This is a genomic window from Pseudomonas sp. HC1(2025), from assembly GCF_058742075.1.
Map to the genome: position 1 here is coordinate 3412041 of NZ_CP196017.1, position 21940 is coordinate 3433980.

General features: G+C 63.7%; 12 protein-coding genes. 3 read left to right on the forward strand and 9 right to left on the reverse strand.

The genetic code is table 11. The features are described from left to right. Window positions 1–5: 5 nt before the first annotated feature. The 3 genes from ACSSVH_RS15265 to ACSSVH_RS15275 all read right to left on the reverse strand — a co-directional run bounded on the left by ACSSVH_RS15265 (window position 6) and on the right by ACSSVH_RS15275 (window position 1793). The gene (locus ACSSVH_RS15265; protein WP_169955768.1) at window positions 6–185 is read right to left on the reverse strand and encodes a hypothetical protein; all 180 of its coding nucleotides are present in this window, start codon (window positions 183–185) and stop codon (window positions 6–8) included. 155 nt (window positions 186–340) lie between these two features. Continuing rightward, window positions 341–1516, reverse strand: coding sequence for a lactonase family protein (locus ACSSVH_RS15270; protein ID WP_169955769.1), 1176 nt, complete (start codon window positions 1514–1516; stop codon window positions 341–343). Then, on the reverse strand, window positions 1503–1793 hold the full coding sequence (locus ACSSVH_RS15275) for a DUF5629 family protein (protein ID WP_492633402.1): 291 nt from the start codon (window positions 1791–1793) through the stop codon (window positions 1503–1505). The genes ACSSVH_RS15270 and ACSSVH_RS15275 overlap by 14 nt, the downstream gene beginning before the upstream one ends. A gap of 141 nt (window positions 1794–1934) precedes the next feature. On the opposite strand from ACSSVH_RS15275, the gene ACSSVH_RS15280 reads away from it, so the two are divergent. Both ACSSVH_RS15280 and ACSSVH_RS15285 read left to right on the forward strand, forming a co-directional pair. Further along, window positions 1935–6788 carry a hypothetical protein gene (locus tag ACSSVH_RS15280; protein ID WP_492633403.1) on the forward strand — a complete coding sequence of 1618 codons (4854 nt, stop codon included), beginning with the start codon at window positions 1935–1937 and terminating at the stop codon, window positions 6786–6788. 45 nt (window positions 6789–6833) lie between these two features. Further along, a complete protein-coding gene (locus tag ACSSVH_RS15285) occupies window positions 6834–11495 on the forward strand; it encodes a hypothetical protein (protein ID WP_492633404.1) in 4662 nt (1553 codons plus the stop codon). A 65-nt stretch (window positions 11496–11560) separates the two neighbouring features. On the opposite strand, the gene ACSSVH_RS15290 is transcribed toward ACSSVH_RS15285, so the two are convergent. Next, a complete protein-coding gene (locus ACSSVH_RS15290; RefSeq protein WP_169955773.1) occupies window positions 11561–13936 on the reverse strand; it encodes an efflux RND transporter permease subunit in 2376 nt (791 codons plus the stop codon). A gap of 15 nt (window positions 13937–13951) precedes the next feature. Further along, entirely contained in the window at window positions 13952–14992 is a 1041-nt protein-coding gene (locus tag ACSSVH_RS15295) for a WD40/YVTN/BNR-like repeat-containing protein (RefSeq protein WP_170041594.1), read from the reverse strand. A 328-nt stretch (window positions 14993–15320) separates the two neighbouring features. On the opposite strand from ACSSVH_RS15295, the gene ACSSVH_RS15300 reads away from it, so the two are divergent. Further along, complete coding sequence (locus tag ACSSVH_RS15300; protein WP_492633405.1) at window positions 15321–16436, forward strand: Gfo/Idh/MocA family protein; 1116 nt, start codon at window positions 15321–15323, stop codon at window positions 16434–16436. Between the two features lie 122 nt (window positions 16437–16558). Here ACSSVH_RS15300 and ACSSVH_RS15305 read toward each other — a convergent pair whose 3' ends face one another. From ACSSVH_RS15305 to ACSSVH_RS15320, 4 genes are read right to left on the reverse strand one after another with little or no spacing between them, the layout of a single operon-like run. Further along, window positions 16559–18262 (reverse strand): AMP-binding protein, encoded by a 1704-nt coding sequence (locus tag ACSSVH_RS15305; protein WP_169955775.1) that lies wholly within the window; start codon window positions 18260–18262, stop codon window positions 16559–16561. A gap of 27 nt (window positions 18263–18289) precedes the next feature. Then, the gene (locus ACSSVH_RS15310) at window positions 18290–19588 is read right to left on the reverse strand and encodes an acetyl-CoA C-acetyltransferase (protein WP_492633406.1); all 1299 of its coding nucleotides are present in this window, start codon (window positions 19586–19588) and stop codon (window positions 18290–18292) included. Next, the gene (locus tag ACSSVH_RS15315; RefSeq protein WP_492633407.1) at window positions 19585–20487 is read right to left on the reverse strand and encodes a MaoC family dehydratase; all 903 of its coding nucleotides are present in this window, start codon (window positions 20485–20487) and stop codon (window positions 19585–19587) included. Before ACSSVH_RS15315 ends, ACSSVH_RS15310 begins: the two co-directional genes overlap by 4 nt. Window positions 20488–20489: 2 nt before the next feature. After that, window positions 20490–21833: a 3-oxoacyl-ACP reductase gene (locus ACSSVH_RS15320; protein ID WP_170041045.1), complete on the reverse strand. Its 1344-nt coding sequence runs from the start codon at window positions 21831–21833 to the stop codon at window positions 20490–20492. Window positions 21834–21940 lie beyond the last annotated feature (107 nt).

Sequence of the window (21940 nt, forward strand, 5' to 3'; positions counted from 1 at the left end):
GCGTGTCAGCCTTGGGTCTTGTGATCCAGGGCGGCATAGAAGTTGGCGCTCTGTTGCAGGTATTTCTGGGTGTAGGCGCTGGTGCTGGATTTTTTGCTGCTGATCTCCACGCTGGCGCTGGCTGGCAAGGCCACGGTGGCGGAAACAGCGGAGGCGGCGATGATCGAGAAGAGATTGAAGTTCATGGCGGTAACCCTTGTGTTCAGTTGGCTGGATGGCTTGTGAAGGCCTTGGAGCAAACTTACGCCTGGGTTCCGGCTGGCTGAAATGCTTTGAAACAGTAGCCGTTATCACTGGGATTGATACAAGGAGTCAGGCCCCGCACGGCGGGGCCTGTGGCTTATTGACGCACCAGGAACTTGAGGTCGCTGGGGGCATCAATCGGCAGTTTTTGTACGGTTTTGCCCAGTTGACCGGTCTGGGTGTCACGCGCGATCACCACAATCTGGTTGCTCTTCTGGTTGGCAATCAGCAAGAACTTGCCGCTCGGGTCGAGGCTGAACTCACGGGGATGGTCGCCTTCCACCGTGCGGCGCTGGATCTCTGTGAGCTGCGCGGTGGCAGGATCAATGGCAAACACCACGATCTGGTTGGCGGTGCCACGATTGCTGACGTAGAGGAACCTGCCATCGCTGGAAGCGTGCAGCGCAGCGCCAGCCTTGTCCGACAGCGGCTGCCCGGCGGCAAAGTCCACCAGTTGGCGCTGGGTCAGCCTGCCGTCCTGGTAGTCGTACACCGCCACCTGCGCGCTCATCTCGGTGGTCAGCCAGGCATGCTTGCCATCGGCGCTGAACAACAGGTGGCGCGGGCCACTGCCCGGCGGTAACTGCACGAAAGCCGGATCAGCCGGGGTCAGCGGCTGTTCGTGGTTGGCCTTGGGGTCGTAGCGGTAGGCAAAGACCTTGTCCGCCCCCAGGTCCTGCACAAACACGTACTTGCCATCGGGTGACGACACCACTGAATGCACGTGGTTGGACGCCTGGCGCTCAGGGTTGACCCGGCTGGCCGGGTGCGCGCTCAGTTGCACCGGCGGCGACAGCTTGCCTGCGGCATCCACCGGCAGGACGGCCAGGCTGCCGCCCGGATCTTCCAACACCGAATAGTTGGCGACAAACAGGTAGCGCCCATCGGCGGCCAGACTGGAATGGGTGGGTTCGTTGCCCAGGCTCTGCACCTGATTGACCAGGGTCAGTTGCTGGTTGGCCGGGTCAATGCGGTAGCTGCTCACGCGCCCCACCGGGTCTTGTTGGCCGGGGCCGTTTTCATTGACCACGAACAGGTGTTGCTGGTCCTGGGACAGGGTCAGCCAGGACGGGTTCTGCGCCTTGGCCGCCAGCACCGGCGCGCCGCTGAGCTGGCCGGTACGGCTGTCGAACTGCAGGCGGTAGATACCTTCGCTGGTACCTGCCGTGTAGCTGCCCACCAGCAGTGCAAAGGTCTCGAGCGGCGCGGCCTGGGCCGACATCGCGCCGACACTGCCGGCCATCAGCAGGGGCCAGAATTTACGCATCAGCATGTTCGTCGTCCTCGTCTTCGTTGCTGCCAGTGATGGCGCTCAGGCACACCAGGCGGTGCTCGCCCGAGTCACCGCTGAGGGTCCAGCTTTGCAAGGTTTCATCGAACGTCGCGGCCTGCACCTGGGCGATGCTGAACGCCCAGCGTTTCTCGGCCCGACCGTCCATGCTCTTGATCAGTAACTGCCGATCATCGAAGGTGAAATCAAAGGCATGCAGCCCATCGATTACGAGCATGTCGCTGGTTGCAAGTTCAGTGGCCAGGGTAGCAGCAGTCATCAGGATCATTCATCAGTGGAAAAACGTTGATGATAGGCCAAACCGTGGTCGCCGTCGTGTCGCGATAACCGGCTACCACACTGCGGCCCCAGCGGCTTGCCATTCTGCCGGAGAACCCCATCGCGCAGAACGGAACCTCTTATGCCCGACACTTTACCCGCCCCACCCCCTGGCCCATTGCTGTTCACTCACCGCAGCAACACCCCGGCCCTGGCCGTCGCCCGCCAATTCGCCGATCGCCCGACCTTGCGTCAGGTGGTCGAACACCACCTGCAGGAACGCCTGCTGGAACAGTTCCCGGCGCTGGCCCTGGACCTGTCCACCGTCAAGCTGGCGACCCCCAACCAAAAACGCGGCTGGGACCTCAGGCGCCTGAGCGATGTGGTCCTCGACCACCTGGGCAATGGCACGCCCCTGAACCTGACCCAGGTCATCGACGAACGCCGCTGCTTTCTCTCCCAGCAGCCACCCTCACGCCTGACCTATGAAGCCAATGGCCCGCGCGAACCGGACATGACGGTCATTGAACGGTTGATCGTGGACCTGCCCTTTACCCTGCCGATCGCTTTCCAGCAGGCCCTGACGAACTACTGGAACCTCAGCGCAGACACCCGCGCCAGCCGCTGGCAATGGCTCGGCGACCTGTTGGCCGATAACCTGAAAAGCACCGCAAGCCTGCTGCCGGCAGGCCCAACCCGGGACATGCTGTTTGACCTGACCCGCCAACCTGACCGGCGCGAGCGCCTGGCCGGGCCTGCGGGCATCGTGTACGCCTACTGCCTGGAGGCTTGCGTCGTCAGCCCGGGCAGCGATGCCCGCCTGTTGAGCACCGACCTGCTGTTGGTACAAGGCCCTCGGATCCTGCTGTGCCAGGCCTCGGGCAATGTGGAGCCGTATGCTTCATTGGAGGCGTTCACCCAGGCCTGGGGCCAACGCCTGGCCAGCCGCTTGCAGGTCGACAAAGTCGTGGTCAAGCGCTACGAACCCGATGGCAATCTCTTCGATACCCAGGCGGCCCTGCTGCTCAACCAGCAATTGGACGACCTCCAAGCCATCCAACTGCCGGCCGCCGAGGGCGTACGCGCCCTGGAGCAGCAGTTCGCCGAGGCCACCGACCCGGCACTCGCCTTGCGCGCCGCCCCCGCGCCAGACCCGACGCATCAACCCGCCCTCCAGGCAGCGTTGCCGTCCTGGCTGCAGGCGGCCAGCGCCGAACAGCGCTTTGCCTATCGCCAAGAGCTGCTGGAACAGGCGCGCCTGCAACGCAAAACCGAAGGTGCGTCCTTTCTGGACGGCGTCGAGAACCTGCAGGCCTTTACCACCCGCACCCTGCGCGAGCAGATGCGCCGCGACCACCCCGAGTCCAGCGTGGAACCGGACAACCTGGAACTGACCTTCCATGTCCCGGTCGGCGACATCCACAGCGGCTACCTGGCCCCGGTGCGCATGAGCCTGACGGCACTGGCCATCAACAACCTGGCTGCGGCGCCACAGGGCCGGCTAACCCTTCGGGACACATCGGGGGCGGCCGTCCCGGACTGGCTGACCGAGGACTACATACTCGGGGAAAAAGGCCTGTTCCATAGCACCCCCGGGCTGATCCGCCAGGTGGACGTTGGCCAACACTATCCGCAGAAAATCCGCGAGCTGCTGCTGGGGGACGGCCCCGGGATACGCCGGCGCGAGGTGCTGTTCGGCGACGAACTGGCCGTGCAACTGCCACGCCAGGCCCTGGAACTGGCAATACGCGGGCAACAGGGATTCACCTTCCTCGGTTATCGCTACGTCAAGGCCGTGCTGCACCGCAGCGCGCCGCAGCGGGAGGTGGATGCCCAGGACATCGTGATCCGCCCGCTGGCCTTCGCCCGCAAACCCGGGGCGCTGCCGGATATCGTCAGCAATATATTTATCATCGAGCCCCGGGATATCGACGCCGGGCCGGCGATTCTCTACCGCCCGCTGTACCAGGACGCGTTGCAGCAATTCAGCCAGCGCGCGGCCCTGTTCGACGCCATCGCCGCGCCCGGGGCCTTGCAAGACAGCGTGCTGGCCTGGATGTCGGACCAGGCCCGGCCGATCTACAGCCACGGCGGTTTCCATAGCCCGCATATCCTGCGTTTCGGCCAGGGCGACGACACCGTGCAGTGGCCCGCGCCGCCCCCGGCACAGTTGGCGCAGGACACCAACGGTGGGCAAATCCCCGGGTCCCTGGCCCAGTCCCTGGCCACCGGCAACCTGACCCAGTACCTGTACGGCAGCAATGCCCGGGCACTGGTGGACCTGGCCGACCGGGACGCGGTATCCAATACCGAAAGTCGCTGGGCGGTGCTGCTCGAAGGTGGCTGGCTGCTGTTCAACGCCTTGCTGTTGCCGCTGCTGCGCGGGCCGGCGATGGTTGCAGGCTGGATGGTGCAACTGGCGGTCAGCCTGCGGCACGATATCGCGGCCCTGCAAGGCGAGGATGACGCCGCGAGGGAGCTGGCCTGGGTCGATGTGCTGCTCAATGTCGGCCTGATTCTGTTGCATGTAGCCTCCCGCCCCCCTGAATGGCTGGCGCACGACAGCGAGCCGCCCTTGCCGCTGACTCTCGCAGCGCTACGCCGCCCGGCGGGCGCGACCCAGCCGGCCATCCCGATCGAGCTGGGCCCGGTGGGCCTGCCCGCCGAACCACCGGCCGGCGACCAGACCCTGGTGGATTTTGTCCACTCCAACGCGCGCGACAGCAGCCGCCGCCGCCTGCTCGATGCCTTGCGCGAGCTGCATGTACCCTGGCCGGTGCCGGCCCCGTTGCCCCTGGAGATCGGTGATTTCAAAGGGTTGTACCGCATCGGTCAACAGTGGCACGCCTCGGTGGCCGGCCTGCTGTTTCGGGTGAATATCGTGCCGGACCTGGGCGAAGTGTCCCTGATTCATCCGCAAAAACCGCAACATCCTGGGTTCGCGCTCACGCGCAATGCCCAAGGCCACTGGGTCCTGGATCTGGGCCTGAAACTGCGCGGTGGTGGGCCGAAGAACCGGTTCAAGGCCAAGCTGGCGCAAATCGCTCAGCAACGCACCCAGGCCTCGGATGAGATCAATCGCATCAGTGACGAGGTCAGCGCCCTGATCAAACGCCTGCAACCCATCGACCGGGTGCTGGAGGCTGCCCGACTGAAGTTCGAGACCGCCCACAATGCCCTGGGCGAGGCCCGCAACCGCTTGCGCAGTGCCCCTGACGACCCGGCGCGGGTGGCCGAACACCGCAACAGCGTGGCCCAACGCTCCTGGGCCAGGACCGGGTTCCAGGCCTTTCAGGAGCGCTTTGACCAGGCCGCCGCCCAGTTGCTGCAACAACGACGCCTGCTGATCGAGGCCTACGGGCAGATGAAGGCCGTTGACAGCCACTTCGACTATGAGGGCCAGTGCGTGGAGCAATACCAGTCGATGCTGGCCACCGATGAGATACGCGTCAGCCAACTGGCCTCCCTGTATCTGGCAAGCTTTGTCTCCGAGCACGGCGAATCGCTGATCGAACTGCAAGGCACGGCGCACGATACGGCGGCGGTGCACTATGTCAAAGACCTGCTGGAGACTAATTTTGCGGTTTCCGAGCGTCATGCCCAGGCAATGCTTGCCATCGAGAACACCCTGGAGGAGATGGCCGCGCGCTTGAAGACCGGCCCTGCGCAACGCCTCAAATACCTCAATGGTCATCCCAAGCGCCGCTTCTACAACCGCCTCAACGCCACCCTCGAATCCCTGGATGTGCTGACCGATTTGAGCATTGACCAGACGGTTGCGGCCACCACGCCCCAGGAACAGTACTTCCTGGAGCGCCATGACCACTTGCAATCCTCGTTGTCGTCCCTGGAAGACTCGCACCTGGACCTGCTGACCACCGAGGGGTTCACCTCCACCGAGCGCAAGGAGGTGTTGACCAACCTGATCCAGCACTACAACCGGCGCCTGCAGATTTATCAGAGCCTGCTGGAGCTCGACTCGCCCCTGGCCCACCCACGGTATATGCCGCTATTGATCGAGCGGTTGTACACCGTGCGTGACAGCGCCGTGGCTGATCTGGCTGCGTTGTTGCGTGAAGATGAGTTCCTCCCGCCCCAACCGGGCGCCTTCAAGCCGGTACGGGCACCGTCAAGGACCAAGCGCGTGTTCAAGTCAAGGGACAAGGGGGCCCTGGTGGGCGATCTGGAACCGGCCCAACGCGACCTCCCCTTCCCCACCATCGTGACCCGCAATCCCATCACCCAGCAGATCAGTGGGCGTTTCATGGAGCAGCCCCAGGAAGGCTGGGTGGAGATCATCGAGGCCAGGCCCACCCCACCCGCCAAGCCCGCCCAGGTGCCGGCGCTGGCGACCTTGCGCAGCCAGGCGCAACGGCTGCTGGAGGAAGTGCCGGCTATCGAGCGCTCCATCGAGTTCCAGAAAAAGAAACTCAGCGACCCTTCGCGCCGCGATGAACTCAACCCCCAGGACTGGCGCGACATGCTCGTGCACCAGGCCGAACGCCTGGAAACGGTGGCGGCCGGGCTGGCCCAGCACCACGGGGACAAGCCCGACATGCTCCAGACCGTAGAGCGCCTGCGCCTGCGGGCCGTCGAACTGCGCGCACAAGGCACACAACACTGCATCGAGGGCTACAAGGCGCAACGCCCGCGCCAGGAAAATATCGAATTCCTGCGCGCCCACGCCGCGATCGACATCGGCCTGGTCCACGGCCCGCAACGCACCGCGGCCAAGGACTACGTGTCGGAGTTCGCCGTGCGCGAGAAGAACCGCCTCACGGTGCTGTGGTATGCCCACTTTCACTACCCCCAGGCCGACAGCCTGCCAGGCGCCTACACCGCCGCGCACCTCAAGCGCCCCGAACAGCGCTTTGTAACCCTGCGGGACCTGATCGCCCAGGCCGGTGCAGACAGCCAGGCCATCGTGCGAGACCTGTACCACCCGATCACCGCGCCGCTTGACCAACGCCTGTTCCTCAGCCTGGTGCCCGCCTAGAACCCGGCCATGAAGGGCAACGACTGCCAATAAAAAAGGATGTTTATGCAAACCCTCACCCCCTCCTCTATCGCCCATGCCGTGAGCGCTCAATTTGCTGATCGCCCGACACTGGAAACGGTAATCCGCCAACAACTCGCGTCGGCCATCGGCGCCAAATACCCCACGTTGACGATAGACCTGAGCCGCACTCGCCTGGCCCGGCCGCAACGCCGCAGTTGGCTGTTACAGCCATTTATGGCAGTGGTTCAGGATGCGCTGGCCAGTGGTATCGCGCTGGACTTCAGCGACGTGGACAACGTGCCCTGGTACCTCTCGGACGAGCCGCCAAAACGCCTGAAACTGCCCGGTTTGAGCCGGGAAAACCTCGATATGCAGGTCATCGCCAGCCTGATTGGCGAACTGCCCCAGACCCTGCCCATCGCCCTGCAAAATGCCTTGGCCGACTATTGGGACGCCGGTCATTGGCGCTGGCTTGCGCACGTACTGATGGACACCTTGCGCGTTTGCGCCCTGCGTCACACAAGCCTGGATGCACAGGCGCAGGAGGCGGTCGACCAACTGGTCACCCTCCCCGACCGTGAAGCGCGGATCGCCCGCCATGGCCAAGGTGTGGTGTTCGCCTATGGCCTGGAAGTCACCCTCAAAAGCGCGGGACAGAGCAGCCACCTGCTGAGCCCGGAACTGGTGTTGATCCGTACCGTGCAAGGCAAGACGCCGGCGCTGCTGTGCAGCCCCGGCGGTGGCATTGAAGCGTTTGCCTCCATGGATGCGTTGGTCCAGGCCTACGGCCAGCGCCTGGGTAGTCAATATCAGGTCGACGATATCCTCATCCAGCGCTACGAGCCCGACGGCGATATCTTCGAGCACCAGGCAGCGATGATCCTCAATCGCCAACTGGTAGACCTGGGCAACCTGCGCCTGCCCACGGCCCAGCCCTTCAGCGCCTGGCAGGCGCTGTATGCTGAACTCACCGATCCCGGGCGGTTTTTGCGCGACTCACCGGCCGCCCCACTCCAGGCCCTGGACACCCTGCGCCAACACCTGCCGAGCTGGCTGCAACAGGCCAGCGTCGACGACCGCGCGACTTACCGGCGGTATGCCCTGGCACTGGCCAGCGCCAAACAGCGCGGCGGCGGGCGCCACTTTTTCAGTGATCTGGACGATATCCGCACCTTCACCGTCAAGGCCCTGCTGCAAGCCCTGCAACACGACGCGGTGACCTTCGACTCCCTGTTGCCTACGCCACCGTCTGTCGCCGCCCTGCACCCCGACGACCTGCAACTGACCTTCACTGTCACCTCGGGCTATCCGGGCGCCGTCGGAATTATCCGCCACGAGCGCATGAGCCTTACGGACATGGCCATCGACAACCTGGCCAGCCGCCCCAGCGGCACCGTGACCTTGAGCAATCGCCATGGCCTGGCGCTGCCGTCCTGGCTGACCGCCGACTATTTGATGGGCGCCGGTGGCCTTATTGAAAAGGTCGATATCGGTCAGCACTACCCGCGCCTGCTGGAGCAGCACCTGTTGGGCGACAGCCCCGAGGCGCAGCAGCGTGAAACGTTGTTTGCCGATCAGCAGGCCGCGCAATTGCCGTTGCTGGCGCTGGAGTTGTGCCTCAAACAACAGGCCGGCGTGAGCCGCCAGGGCGCACGCCTGGTGGCCGCGCTGATGCAGGGCAATGTTGCCGAGCAGCAGGTCGACAACCGCCAGGTGGTGATCCGCCATTTGGCGTTGGTACGGGCCCCTGGCGCCCCTGCCGACAGCGTCTGCAACATGTACCTGATCGAAGCGTTGAATGCCGATGTCGGCCCTCATCTGCTGTATCGCCCGTTGTATGCCCAAGCGCTTCAGGAATTCGCCAGCCGCCAGACGCTGTTCGAGGCCATCGCCCAGCCCGGCGAGCTACAGGACAGTGTGCTGACCTGGCTAAGTGACAGCGCCCGGCCGATTTATGCCCACGGCGGGTTCCGTGAGCCGCACTACCTGCGCTTCGGCCAGGGCGATGAATTTGCGCCCTTGATCAAGCCGGTGCCGGCGACCCTGTCCCGCGATGGCATCAACGAGGAATTGCAACAATGCCTGGCCACCGGGCGCCTGATGAGCTACCTGTTCAGCGACCATGCCCGCGCCCTGGTGCAACAGGCCAACCGCGAGTCGGTGTCCAACAGCGAGAGCCGCTGGCAGGTACTGCTGGAGGGTAGCAGCCTGTTGTTCGGCAATCTGTTGCTGCCATTGTTGCGCGGGCCGGCGATGCTCACTGGCTGGCTGCTGGGCCTGATGGCCAGCCTGGGCCAGGACATTGCGGCACTGGCCGCCGAGGATCAGCAGCAGCGCGAGCTGGCAGCGGTTGATCTGCTGCTCAATCTCGGCCTGCTGCTGTTCGAGGCGGCTCCCGAGGTGACGGCGTCTTACCCGCCCCTGGCTGCCGGGCTCAAGGCGCGTGCACTGCCTTCGGCGCTCGCCCCGCGTATTGCCGAACAATGGCCGGTGCCCCTGGCACCGACGATTCGCGAGGGAGCCGTGACCCTGCCGGGCATGTTGCCGGACACCAGCCGCAATGTGTTGGACTTCAGTTTCGCGCAGACCCGTCAACGCCTGACGCCTGCCCAGCGCGTGCGGCTGAGCAGTTTCAAGGCCATCCGGCCGACGCCCCTGCCGCGCCCCATGCTGAATGGGCCACGCAAGGGGCTGTACCTGGTTGAAAACATTTGGCACGCCGAGGCGAATGGCGAATGGTTGCAAGTGACCCTGGGGCCGGAGGGCGACATCAGGGTCGTCGCCCCTGGCGATACCACCCGCAGCGGCCCTTACCTGCGCAGCGATGCCAACGGCGTGTGGTCGGTAGATACCCGCCTGCGCCTGCGAGGTGGCATGCCCCCCAGGCGGATCGCCGCCGAACGTCAGCGACGGGCTGAGCGGATCAGCCAACTGACGCGTTCTTACGAACAGTTCATCCAGGGGCAGGTGGCCCGGCAAAAACGGATCGAGATTATCCTGGGAGTGATGACCAGCACCGCCGAAGACCCACGCTTTGGCGAAGCGCAACAGGCTGACAGTCGCCAGCGCTTCGATACGGCCCTGCAGGAACAGACATTGGAATACCAGCAGCAGTTGGACAGCCTCAAAGAACGCAGCGAGCTGGGGATTGCCTTGCCACCCGAGTCGGTAGCGAGCTTGCTGGAAAATATCGTCAACAACACGCGCAAGCATGTGGTGGTGGCCAAGAAAGATCGCGACGCGCTGTACCGCAACAACAGACACTTCACGTTCCGAGGAGAACGCCTGGCCGAGGCTGTGTTCGGTAACTTTGCAGCTTACCGGCGGTTCATCCGGGAAATGATTGTCATCAATGAGCGTTCGATCCACTGGCTGGAGCAGCGTGATCGTTACCTGGACCAACTGTTCAACCTGGGCAACGCCGGCAGCGAACACTACCGCCGCCTGACCTGGGACCGTCCCCAGGAAATCAGCGCCCTGGCCGTCAAGGACTTGCTGATACGCAACTACGCACTGATGACCCACAACCACCCGGATCATCCACTGGTCAATGTACTGATCGACATCCTTGAACCCCTGCAGGAACACTTGCGTACCCACAGTGAGCTGAACGATCTGGAACTGACGGCCGAGGACCGCGTCAGCGTGCTGGAAAGCCTGGTGGAGCACTATGGCCGGGGCCTGGATTCGTTGCAGGGGGTCGGCATCGTCAAAGCCGATGAGCTGGACAGCGAGCATTTTGCCAAGTTGCTCAAGCTGGTGGAGGGACTGTACCAGGACGCGGCCCAGCAACTGGCCAGCGAAATCAAACCCGTCGCCCAGCCACCCAGGCGCCCGAGCCGGCGCAACCCGGCGGTAGCCGGCAAGCCGCTGAAAAAAGTCATCCGCACCCCGAAAAAAGGCACGTTTATCGGTGAGGTCAAACCCGTGGGCAGCGTGGAAACCGTCGAAGTACGCTCCCAGGTCAATGACGAGCTGCTGGGCCTGTATTCACAGCGGGGCGAGCAATGGATCGCATTCAAAGAAGCATCGCCCCCGCGCTCTCCGGCGGCACCGCGCGCGCTGAACCTGGTCAAGGGTGAGGCCCGCAAACTGCTGGCCATGCTTGAAGAGCACCTCAAGCGTGGCGAGCAATACAAGAAGATTTCCCGGCACCCGGAAGAGGTCCAGGAGGTGCTGCAGTATGAGTCGACGCGCTATGACAAGCTGGCCACCGAGCTGCACCAGGCGATCCAGGCCCAGCCCGTCGAAGCCCGCACACCGGCTGACCAGACCCTGGAAAATGACATGCGCCAGGCCGCGGCCCGCCTGAGTGAGCGTGGCCAGGCGCTACGCATCCAACTGTGCCTGGAACTGCCGCCAACCCACGGCAACCTGGAATACCTGATCGAGCAGAAACACGCCAATATGGCGTTGCTGGGCGAGCGTATCCGGTTAAGCGGCGAGCGCCGGGACTTCGTCCAGGAGTATGCCGTCAACGACCCGCACGGTTACCCGTTGTGGCACGCCCACTTCCACTACCCGGCAGCCGATACGCCCAAGGAACACTACACCGCCGCCCACCTCAAGACACGCGAGCAACGCCGGGTCGGCTACTACTCGCAACTGGCCAGGGCACAAAGCCCCCAGGCGGTCGTGGATGTACACCGTGGTTTGATTGGCAAGGCGTTGGCCGAGCGGTGGTTCCTGCCATTGGCCACCTGACAGGGCACACACGCTCGCGGGTGACAACAGGCCCCTGGGGACAAGGGCCTTGCCTGCGGTAAGGCTCAGTGGGCAAACAGCGAATTGCCCTTCTGCCCCGCCAGTTTCTCCGGCTTGATCAGGAACCGCGCCAGGGCCGGCAGCAGCCACAGTGCACCGAACATGTTCCACAGCAGCATGAAGGTCAGCATCAGGCCCATGTCGGCCTGGAACTTGATGGCCGAGAAGATCCAGGTGCACACGCCGATCGCCAGGCACAGGCCGGTGAACAGTACGGCTTTACCGGTGGATTTGAGGGTCTGGTAATAGGCTTCCTGCAACGGCAAACCGGCGCGCAGGAAGCTTTCCAGGCGGCTGTAGATGTAGATGCCGTAGTCCACGCCAATCCCCACGCCCAGTGCCACCACCGGCAAGGTCGCGACCTTGACGCCGATGCCCATGAACGCCATCAGCGCGTTGCCCAGCACCGAGGTCAGCACCAGCGGCAATACGATGCACAGGGTCGCGGCCCAGGAACGGAAGGTGATCATGCACATGGTCGCCACGCACAGGTAGACCAGGATCAGGATGGTCAGCTCGGCTTCCTTGATCACCTCGTTGGTAGCCGCTTCGATCCCGGCGTTGCCCGCGGCGAGGATGAACTCCAGGCCTTCCTTGTTGTTTTCCTTGGCGAAGTCCTGCACCGCATGCACCGCACGGTCGAGGGTCTCGGCCTTGTGGTCGTTGAGGAACACCAGCACCGGCGCCAGGGAGCAATTGTTGTTGTACAGGCCATCGGCACGGGCGATGGAGTTGTTCAACACATCCGGGTTACGGGACAGGGTTTCCCATTTCAGGTTGCCCTCGTTCATGCCCTTGATCATCTGCTTGGACACGGTCACCAGGGAGATCGCCGACTGCACGCCCTCGGTGTTCTGCATTTTCCACATCAACTGGTCGATGGGCGCCATGGCTTCGTAGCGCGAGCAGCCTTCTGCGGGGGTTTTGACCATCACTACCAGCACATCGGAGCTGGTGGAGTAGTTGTTGATGATGAAGTTGTTGTCTTTGTTGTAGCGCGAGTCCGGGCGCAGCTCCGGGGCACCCTGGTCGAGGTCGCCGATCTTCAGGTTCTGGCTGTACCACAGGCCGCCACCGAAGGCGACCAGGGCCAGGGCAATGGAGATGGGCGCGACTTTCGGGCTGGCAAAGTTCGACAGCAGGCGCCAGAACGGATGATCGCGGTTGGCGTCCTTTTTGCTCTTGGCAATCGCACGTTTGCTGATACCCACATAGGAGATCGCGACCGGCAGCAGGATCAGGTTGGTGAACACGATCACCGCCACGCCGATGGAGGCGCCGATGGCCAGTTCGCGGATCACGCCAATATCGATGATCAGCAGGGTGATAAAGCCCACCGCGTCCGCAAGAATCGCGATCATCCCTGGCAGGAACAGTTGCCGGAACGTACGGCGGGCCGCCGTCAGGGCGTTGTCGGCCTCACTGGATTGCAGGGCGATGCCGTTGATTTTCTGCACACCGTGGGAGATGCCGATGGCAAAGATCAGGAACGGTACCAGCATCGAGTACGGATCCAGGCCGAACCCGAAAAAGTGCATCAGGCCCAGTTGCCAGACCACCGCCACCAGCGTGGTACTCAACACCGCGATGGTGCTGCGCACGCAGTTGGTGAACCACAGCAGCAGCACCAGGGTGATCACGAACGCAACGCCGAAGAACAGCACCACCATGATCAGGCCGTCGATCAGGTCGCCCACTTTCTTGGCGAACCCGACGATATGGATCTGGACGTTGGGGTTCTGCTCCTGGAACTTGGTGCGGATCTTGTCTTCCAGTTCGTGGGAGAACTTCTGGTAGTCCAGGGCCAGCAATTTTCCCTGGTCCTGCGGGTCCGGGTAGGACTCCAGCAGCGGGATATCGACGATGCTCGACTTGAAGTCGTTGGCCACCAGGCGCCCCACCTGCCCGGACTTGAGCACGTTGTTGCGCAACTGGTCGAGGCTTTCCGGCGAGCCGTTGTAGCTCTGCGGGATCACTTCGCCGCCGGCGAAGCCCTCCTCGGTCACTTCGGTCCAGCGCACGCTGGGGCTCCACAGGGACTTGAGGCCGGAGCGGTCGACGCCGGAAATGTAGAACACTTCGTCGTTGATCTGGCGCAGGGTCTCCATGTACTCCTTGGAGAAGATGTCACCGTCCTTGGCCTCCACCGAGATACGCACGGTGTTGCCCAGGTTTGCCAGGTCGTTGCGGTGCTCCATCATCTTTTCGATGAAGGGGTGTTGCAGGGGGATCATTTTTTCGAAGCTGGTGGACGGGCGAATCAACGTCGCCTGCCAGAACAGGAAGATGCTCACCAGCAGGCAGATCACGATCACTGCCGGGCGGTTATTGAAGATCAGGCGCTCAAGAAAGGTCGCTTTATCGTTGTGATGACTGCTCATTCTATCCCCGCCTTCTTATTGTTTTTTGCGTTCGGCGCCGGTTGGCTCGGCGACGCGCACGCCACCCTGCCCCACCAGAATCAAGTCGCCATTGCCCGCCGCCGTCACCGCCGAGAGTGAAATGCGGTCCGGGCGGTTGAATACGCTGAACGTCAGGCCATCGTCGTGGCTGACCACCACGCTGCCGCCGTTGCCAACCACCACCAGGGTGCCGTCGTCGAGCAGGGTCGCACCCGACAGGCCAAACTCCAGGGCGCCACGGGCGGCCTTGAGCTCTACCGGCATCCAGGTGTCGCCAAAATCGGTGGAGCGGAACAGGTTGCCACGCAAGCCATAGGCCAACAGGGTCTTGGGCTGGGCGGTGCCGATCACGCCAAACAGCGAGCCCTCGTAGGGGCCTTCGAGTTTTTCCCAGGTCTGGCCCGCGTCGCTGGAGCGGAACATGCTGCCCTGCTCGCCAACGATAAACAGGCCGGCGTCCTTGACCTGGGCGATGGCGTTGAGGTGGTACTGGTCTTCGTTGTCCAGGCGGTCGCTGACATCCTCCCAGGTCTTGCCCGCGTCGGTGGTCTCGATCAGCGCACCGTAGGCGCCCACCGCAAAGCCGTGGTTGGGGTCGTTGAACAGCACGTCCAGCAGCGGCGCTTCACGGCTGAGGTCCTTGAACTGCTCGGTCCAGGTAGCCCCGGCATCGCTGCTGGCGAGGATCTTGGCGTCATGCCCCACCGCCCAACCATGCTGCTCGTCGATGAAAAACACCGCCGTGAGCAACTGCCGGGTCGGCACCTTGGCCTGCACCCAGGTCGCGCCCTGATCATCGGAATAGAGGATATGCCCGCGATCACCGACCGCCACCAGGCGCTTGCCGGCGTGCACGACGTCGATCATCAGGCCTTTTTCGGCTTTCGGCGATTCAATGGCAAATGCCGCAGGTTCTGCGGCGTCGGTTGCAGCCTGGGCAGCCGTCGACAACGCGACAACCCCCAGCAGCGAGAGCGCTGTAGCCAGCACCGCGACCTTGCGCGACGCGAGCGGGCGGCAAAAACCCACACCCATGACAGGCTCACTCATAGACCTTTCTCCCATTTATTATTGTTAGGTCGTAACACCTTGCAGGGTGTTCGCAGTGCGCAAACCTGCAATCTAGAGCCCCTTGAGGAAGCAGGGGCCATCCTATCGGGCTTTGGAATCGTCTGACAATCGGCGCTACGTTATCTTTTGTTAACTAGAGGCCTTTTGCCTTCGCGCTGAATATAGCCGCATTCGCTGGAATGATGACTTGCCCGCAGCCAGCTGGCGGTATTTTTATTCCACATATTGATTGTAGGGAATTTTTATTCTATTAATTGCCCTCCTGAAAACAATAATCAAAAGGACCACCGCCATGCGCGCACTTGGAATCGGCCTGATCGGTACAGGCTTCATGGGCCGTGCCCACGCACTGGCGTTCAATAACGCCCGTGCGGTGTTTGACTTGCCCTTCAACCTGACACTGGCGGCCCTGGCCGATGCCGACACCGAGCGTGCGCAGCGCTGTGCCAGTGCCTGGGGGTTTGCCCAGGCACACGGCGACTGGCAACAACTGATCGAGGATCCGCAAGTGGACCTGGTGGCCATCACCACCCCCAACCACCTGCACTACCCCATGGCCATGGCGGCACTGGCGGCGGGCAAGGCGGTGTATTGCGAAAAACCCCTGGCGACCAGCCTGCAGCAAGCCGACGCCATGCGCCGCGCCGCCCGCGACGCCGGGGTGGTGACGCGAGTCGGCTACAACTACCAGCACAACCCGATGATCGTCCTGGCGCGGCAGATGATCGAGGCGGGCGAGCTGGGGCAGATCATCAGTTTCCAGGGCGAGTTCAGTGAAGACTTCATGGCCGACCCGGTGTCGCCCTGGTCCTGGCGCTGTGAGGTAGAGCATGCCGGCGGCGCCCTGGCGGACCTGGGCAGTCATCTGCTGGCCGTGGCGCGTTACCTGGTGGGCGATGTGAGCACGGTGTGCGCCGACAGCCAGACCGTCCACGCCCAACGCCCGGCCAGCCCTGGCAGCACCCAATTGCGCTCAATTGCGGTGGACGACCAGGTACATGCCCTGCTGCGTTTTGCCAATGGCGCACGCGGCACCGTCAGCAGCAGTTGGCTCAAGCACGGCTACAAGAATCACCTGAGTTTCGAGATCAGCGGCACACGCGGCACCCTGGCGTTCGATCAGGAGCGGTTGAATGAGCTGCGCCTGTTTCGCGCCGGTGACCAGGGTTTCCAGCGCCTGCTGGCAGGCCCCGCCCTGCCCGGCTATGCCGCGTTCAGCCCGGCGGCGGGCCATCAGTTGGGGTACAACGAACTGAAGACCCTGGAGGTGCAGGAGTTGATCATGGCACTGGCCGGGCAAGGTGCAGCGGGTACTGATTTTGACGCGGCATGGGAGGTGGAGCGGTTGGCGACAGCGCTTCGGCTGGCGGTGCGGGAAGAGCGGTGGGTCAACGTGAGCGAAATTTAAAGACCTGCACCGATCAATGTGGGAGTGGGCTTGGCCGCGATGGCGGGCTGTCAGTCAGCACATTTATTGACTGACACTCTGTCATCGCGGCCAAGCCCGCTCCCACATTAGACCGCATCAAGTCAGCGCAATGCGCGGCGCAGGACCTTGCCCACCGTGGTCTTGGGCAACTCTTCGACGCGGAACTCGACAAACTTGGGCACCTTGTAACCCGTCAGATATTCCCGGCAATGGGCCAACAGCTGCTCCTGAGTCAGGCTGGGGTCGCGGCGCACCACGACAATCTTTACCTTCTCCCCGGTCACCCCATCCTCCACGCCAATCGCCGCCACTTCCGCAACGCCTGGATGCAACGCCACCACGTCTTCAATTTCATTGGGGTACACGTTGAAACCCGACACCAGGATCATGTCCTTCTTGCGATCCACCAGGCGGATGAAGCCCTGTTCGTTCATCACCCCGATATCCCCGGTCGACAGCCAGCCCTCGGCGTCCAGTACCTCGGCGGTTTCCTTGGGGCGCTGCCAGTAGCCCTGCATTACCTGTGGGCCGCGTACCTGCAATTCGCCCTGCTCGCCGATGTCAGCCACTTCACCGTCCTCGCGGATGAAGCGCACCCAGGTCGACGGCAATGGCACGCCGATGCTGCCGGTAAATTCCATGTCGCGCATGCGTGAGATATCGATGGGGCTGATGCTCACCACCGGCGAGCACTCCGTCAGGCCGTAACCCTCGATGATCGGCAGCCCGGTGACTTCTTTCCAGCGCTTGGCCACCGCGGTGTGCGTGGCCATGCCGCCAGCGATGACCAGGCGCAGGTCGGAAAAGTCCCGGGCGCGGAACTCTGCGTTCTCCAGCAAGCCGTTGAACAACGTGTTGACCCCGGCAATGCCGTTGAAACGCTCCTTGCGCAGGATCATCTGCACCCGCTTCACGTCCCGTGGGTTGGCGATCAGGATATTGCGCCCGCCCAGGCACATGAACATCAGGCAATTCACGGTCAGGGAAAAGATGTGATAAAGCGGCAACAGGGTGACGTTGGTTTCCTGCTGGTTCTGGTCCAGTTGATCGCCCACCCAGGCCTTGGCCTGCAACAGGTTGGCGATGATATTGCGGTGGCTGAGCATCACGCCCTTGGCATCGCCGGTGGTGCCTCCGGTGTATTGCAGGAACGCCAGTTCTTCACGCGCCAGCGGCACCGGGGTGTGGGTCAGGCCCCGGCCCTGTTTGAGCGTCTGGTTGAAACGCAGCGCACCCGGCAGATTGAAAGCGGGCACCTGTTTTTGCACACGGCGCAGGATGAAGTTCATCGCCGCGCCCTTGAAGGTGCCGAGCAGGTCGCCAATGGCCGCGATGACCACGCGTTTGATCGTGCTGCCGGCCACGACTTTTTCCAGGGTGTGCGCGAAGTTCTCGAAGATCACCACAGTCTCGGCGCCGCTGTCCTTGAGCAGGTGCTTGAGTTCGTGGGAGGTGTACAACGGGTTGACGTTGACCACCACCGCACCGGCGAGGATGGTGCCCAGCAGGCAGATCGGGTACTGCAGGCAGTTGGGCATCATCAATGCCACGCGATCGCCCTTGCGCACGCCCTGGGCTTGCAGCCAGGCGGCAAAGGCGATGCCCTGGGCCTGCCAAGTGGCGTAGGTCATTTCGGTGCCGATGCTGACGTAGGCCACACGGTCGCGGTATTTGTGCAAATGCTCGAGAAACACCTCGCGCAACGACGGGTAGTCCTCGATGCCGGCATCGATGTCGCTGGGCACGCCGGGCAGGTAGGCGTTCAGCCAGATACGTTCGGTTTGGTCCAGGCTTACAGCATTCATCGCAGTCTCCTTATTGTTGTTGTAGGGCTACTTTTCAACGATGGCGGTAATGCCCAGGCCGCCGGCGGCACAGATGGAAATCAAGCCGCGCCCGCCACCACGCTGGTGGATGGCCTTGGCCAGCGCCGCCAACTGACGGCCACCGGTGGCGGCAAAGGGATGACCGCAACCGAGCGAGCCGCCGTTGACGTTCATCTTGGCGCGGTCGATAGGCCCCAGCGGCGCCTCCAGCCCCAGGCGCTCACGGCAGTAATCGGCGTCTTCCCAGGCCTTGAGGGTGCACAGCACCTGGGCGGCAAAGGCTTCGTGGATCTCGAACAAATCAAAGTCGGCAAAACCCAGGCCTTCGCGCGCAAGCATGCGTGGCACGGCGTAGGCCGGTGCCATCAGCAGGCCCTCACTGCCATCGACGAAGTTCACCGCCGCGGTCTCGCCGGTACGTAGGTAGGCCAGCACCGGCAGGCCGCGGGCGGCGGCCCATTCCTCGCTGGCCAGCAGCACCACCGAAGCGCCGTCGGTCAGGGGCGTGGAGTTGCCGGCCGTGAGGGTGCCGTTCTGCCGGTCGTAGGCCGGGGACAGGCTGGCGAGCTTCTCCAGGCTGGCGTCGGCGCGCAGGTTGTTGTCGCGGGACAGGCCGCGATAGGGGCTGATCAGGTCGTCGAAGAAGCCGTTGTTATAGGCCGCGTCGAGGCGCTGGTGGCTGGTCAGGGTCAGTTCGTCCTGGGCCAGGCGCTTGATCTGCCAGCGCTTGGCCATTTCTTCGCAGTGTTCGCCCATGGACAAGCCGGTACGCGGCTCGCCATTGCGTGGCAGCAAAGGCTTGAAAAACATCGAGGGACGCACCTGCAACAGGCTGCGCAACTTGTTGCCGGCGCCCTTGGCGCGGTTGGCCGCCAGCAGTGTGCGGCGCAGGGACTCGTTGATGCCGATGGGCGCGTCGGAGGTGGTATCGGCGCCCCCGGCAATCCCCACTTCAATCTGCCCAAGCGCGATTTTATTGGCCACCAGCAACGCCGCCTCAAGGCCCGTGCCGCAGGCTTGTTGCAGGTCGTAGGCGGGGGTTTCGGGGGACAGGGTGGTGGACAGCAACGATTCTCGGGCCAGGTTGAAATCCCGCGAATGCTTGATCACTGCGCCAGCGGCAAACTCGCCCAGGCGCAGGCCGTGGAGGTTGTAGCGGTCCACCAGGCCTTGCAGCGCAGCCACCAGCAAATCCTGGTTGCTGTCGTGGGCGTACACCGTGTTGGAGCGGGCAAACGGAATGCGGTTGCCACCGACAATCGCCACACGGCGCGTCGGGGCGGGGTTGAAGCTGTAGTCACTCATGGACGACTCTCATCAAAACGTGGGTGCCAGATAAACAGGCCGCGCATATGGGGTTTGTCGCCGGCCGGGTTGCGCACCTCGAACGCGCGGTGCGGGCCGTCTGCCGGGGCATTCCACAGGGCGACCTGGCCGGGCAGGAAGATCGGCAACTTGAACTCGCAATGGGCCTCGGCCACATCCAGCCCGCCCGGGGGTTGCTGGGCGGCCAGGGCGCGGCCCAGGGTCCACATGCCATGGGCAATGGCCCGGCGAAAACCGAACAGGCGCGCGCCGATCAGCGAGGTATGGATCGGGTTGAAATCCCCCGACACCTTGGCAAAACGCCGCCCCAGATCCGCCGGCAGCACCCAGCGCTGGGTCCGCCGCAGGTCCCCTTCGGGTAATTGCAGGCTGTGCCCCCAGGGTTCGCCCAGCGGGTTGGCGACATCCCGGCGCAGGTACAGGCTTTCGCTCTGCCACACCAACTCGCCGGCGCTGTAGGCATGGGTGGCGATGCTCAAGGCCTGGCCCCTGGCATGGGCCACCCAGCGCTCGGCAAACACTTCCAGGCGCAGGGCCTGGCCTTCCTGCAGGCGCCGATGCTGGCGGATGCGATTGGCCAGATGCACCATGCCACTGGCCGGGTACGGAAAACTCGGGCGCGTCAGCAGCATCAAGTGCAAAGGGAACGCCAGCACATGGGGATAGGACAGCGGCACCCCTTGCTCACGCCGGAAACCACAGGCCCGGCCATAGGCGGCAATATCCCTGGCACTCAACTCCACCGCCGAGCGCACCAGGCGCTCCCTGGGCAAGGCCGGCGCCCCCTCAAGCTTGGGTTTGCGCAGCGCCAACAGGCCATCGAGCAACAGGCGATTGCGCGATGGCGGCGGATCGATAATCTGCGTCACGTAGTCCATGCTCAGGCTCCCAACAGGCTTTGGCCGCACACGCGCACCACCTGGCCGTTGACCCCGCCCGAGGCCGGATGCGCCAGCCAGGCGATGGTTTCGGCGACGTCGATGGGTTGCCCGCCCTGGGACAGGGAGTTCATGCGCCGCCCCGCTTCGCGAATCATCAGCGGGATTTTCGCGGTCATCTGGGTCTCGATAAACCCCGGCGCCACGCCATTGACCGTGACCTGCCGCGCCGCCGCCACGGGCGCCAGGCCCTGCACCAGGCCAATCACCCCGGCCTTGGAGGTGGCGTAGTTGCTCTGCCCCAGGTTGCCGGCGATCCCGGAGATCGACGACACACAGACCACCCGCCCACCGGCATTGAGCCCCTGCCCCTGCAGCAAGGCTTGACTCAAGTGCAACGGCGCTTCGAGGTTGACCGCCAGCACACTGCGCCAGGCGGTTTCGGTCATTTTCGCGATGGTCTTGTCGCGCGTGATCCCGGCGTTATGCACCACCACATCAAACGCGCCGTGCTCGGCCACATAAGCCTGCAACTGCTGCACCGCATCGGCGGCGGTGATGTCCAGCGCCCAGGCGTGGCCGCCGACGCTGCTGGCCGCCTGTTCCAGGGAGGGCAACGCTTGCGGCACATCCACGCACACCACGTGCGCGCCGTCACGGGCCAGGACCTGGGCGATAGCCAGGCCAATGCCACGGGAGGCGCCGGTGACCAAGGCGCGGCGGCCGCTTAAGGGCTTGTCCCAGTTGATGGCGGGGGCGGCATCGACCGGTTGTTCCAGGCGCACCACCTGCCCCGAGACATAGGCCGAACGCCGCGACAGGAAAAAGCGCAGGCTGCTTTCCAGGGCCTGCTCGGCACCCGGCGCGACATAGATCAGTTGCACCGTGATCGCCCGCCGCAGCTCCTTGGCCAGGGACCGCACCAGGCCTTCCAGGGCACGCTGGGCGATGGCCTGGGGCAAGTCCTGGCAGTGTTCGGGCGCGGTGCCCAACACCACCACGCGCGCGTGCTGCCCCAGACGCCGGGCGTTGGCGTGGAAGAATTCGTAGAGTTCGTCCAGTTGCTTGAGGTCGAGCACGGCACTGGCATCGAACACCGCGCCCTGGACCTTGACCGTAGACGGCGCCTTGAGCGTGGCGGCCTGGGCCGGCACGGTGTCGGTGGCCTTGAAGATGCGCCGCACCTCGTCCGCCAGGCGCCCTGCCCCGGCGATGATCACCGGGTTGGCCAAGCCTTGCTGGCCGCTGCGATGACGTTGCAGGGGCAAGGGTTGTGGCAAGCCGATAGTCTGGGCCAGGCGACGGCCCCAGGCAGAGTTCACAAAAGAGAGATAGCTGTCGCTCATAAATCGATCCGTTTTCCTGACCTGCAAACCCAATCTCCTGTGGGAGCTGGCTTGCCTGCGATGGCGGTGTGTCAGATTGCATCTTTGGCACAGACACACCGCTATCG

Excerpts from the sequence above, each read along its gene's own strand:
- ACSSVH_RS15275 (WP_492633402.1), bottom strand. The coding sequence starts at position 1,793 with ATGACTGCTGCTACCCTGGCCACTGAACTTGCAACCAGCGACATGCTC.
- ACSSVH_RS15265 (WP_169955768.1), bottom strand. The coding sequence starts at position 185 with ATGAACTTCAATCTCTTCTCGATCATCGCCGCCTCCGCTGTTTCCGCC.
- ACSSVH_RS15315 (WP_492633407.1), bottom strand. The coding sequence starts at position 20,487 with ATGGACTACGTGACGCAGATTATCGATCCGCCGCCATCGCGCAATCGC.
- ACSSVH_RS15295 (WP_170041594.1), bottom strand. The coding sequence starts at position 14,992 with ATGGGTGTGGGTTTTTGCCGCCCGCTCGCGTCGCGCAAGGTCGCGGTG.
- ACSSVH_RS15310 (WP_492633406.1), bottom strand. The coding sequence starts at position 19,588 with ATGAGTGACTACAGCTTCAACCCCGCCCCGACGCGCCGTGTGGCGATT.
- ACSSVH_RS15285 (WP_492633404.1), top strand. The coding sequence starts at position 6,834 with ATGCAAACCCTCACCCCCTCCTCTATCGCCCATGCCGTGAGCGCTCAA.
- ACSSVH_RS15305 (WP_169955775.1), bottom strand. The coding sequence starts at position 18,262 with ATGAATGCTGTAAGCCTGGACCAAACCGAACGTATCTGGCTGAACGCC.
- ACSSVH_RS15320 (WP_170041045.1), bottom strand. The coding sequence starts at position 21,833 with ATGAGCGACAGCTATCTCTCTTTTGTGAACTCTGCCTGGGGCCGTCGC.
- ACSSVH_RS15300 (WP_492633405.1), top strand. The coding sequence starts at position 15,321 with ATGCGCGCACTTGGAATCGGCCTGATCGGTACAGGCTTCATGGGCCGT.
- ACSSVH_RS15290 (WP_169955773.1), bottom strand. The coding sequence starts at position 13,936 with ATGAGCAGTCATCACAACGATAAAGCGACCTTTCTTGAGCGCCTGATC.
- ACSSVH_RS15280 (WP_492633403.1), top strand. The coding sequence starts at position 1,935 with ATGCCCGACACTTTACCCGCCCCACCCCCTGGCCCATTGCTGTTCACT.
- ACSSVH_RS15270 (WP_169955769.1), bottom strand. The coding sequence starts at position 1,516 with ATGCTGATGCGTAAATTCTGGCCCCTGCTGATGGCCGGCAGTGTCGGC.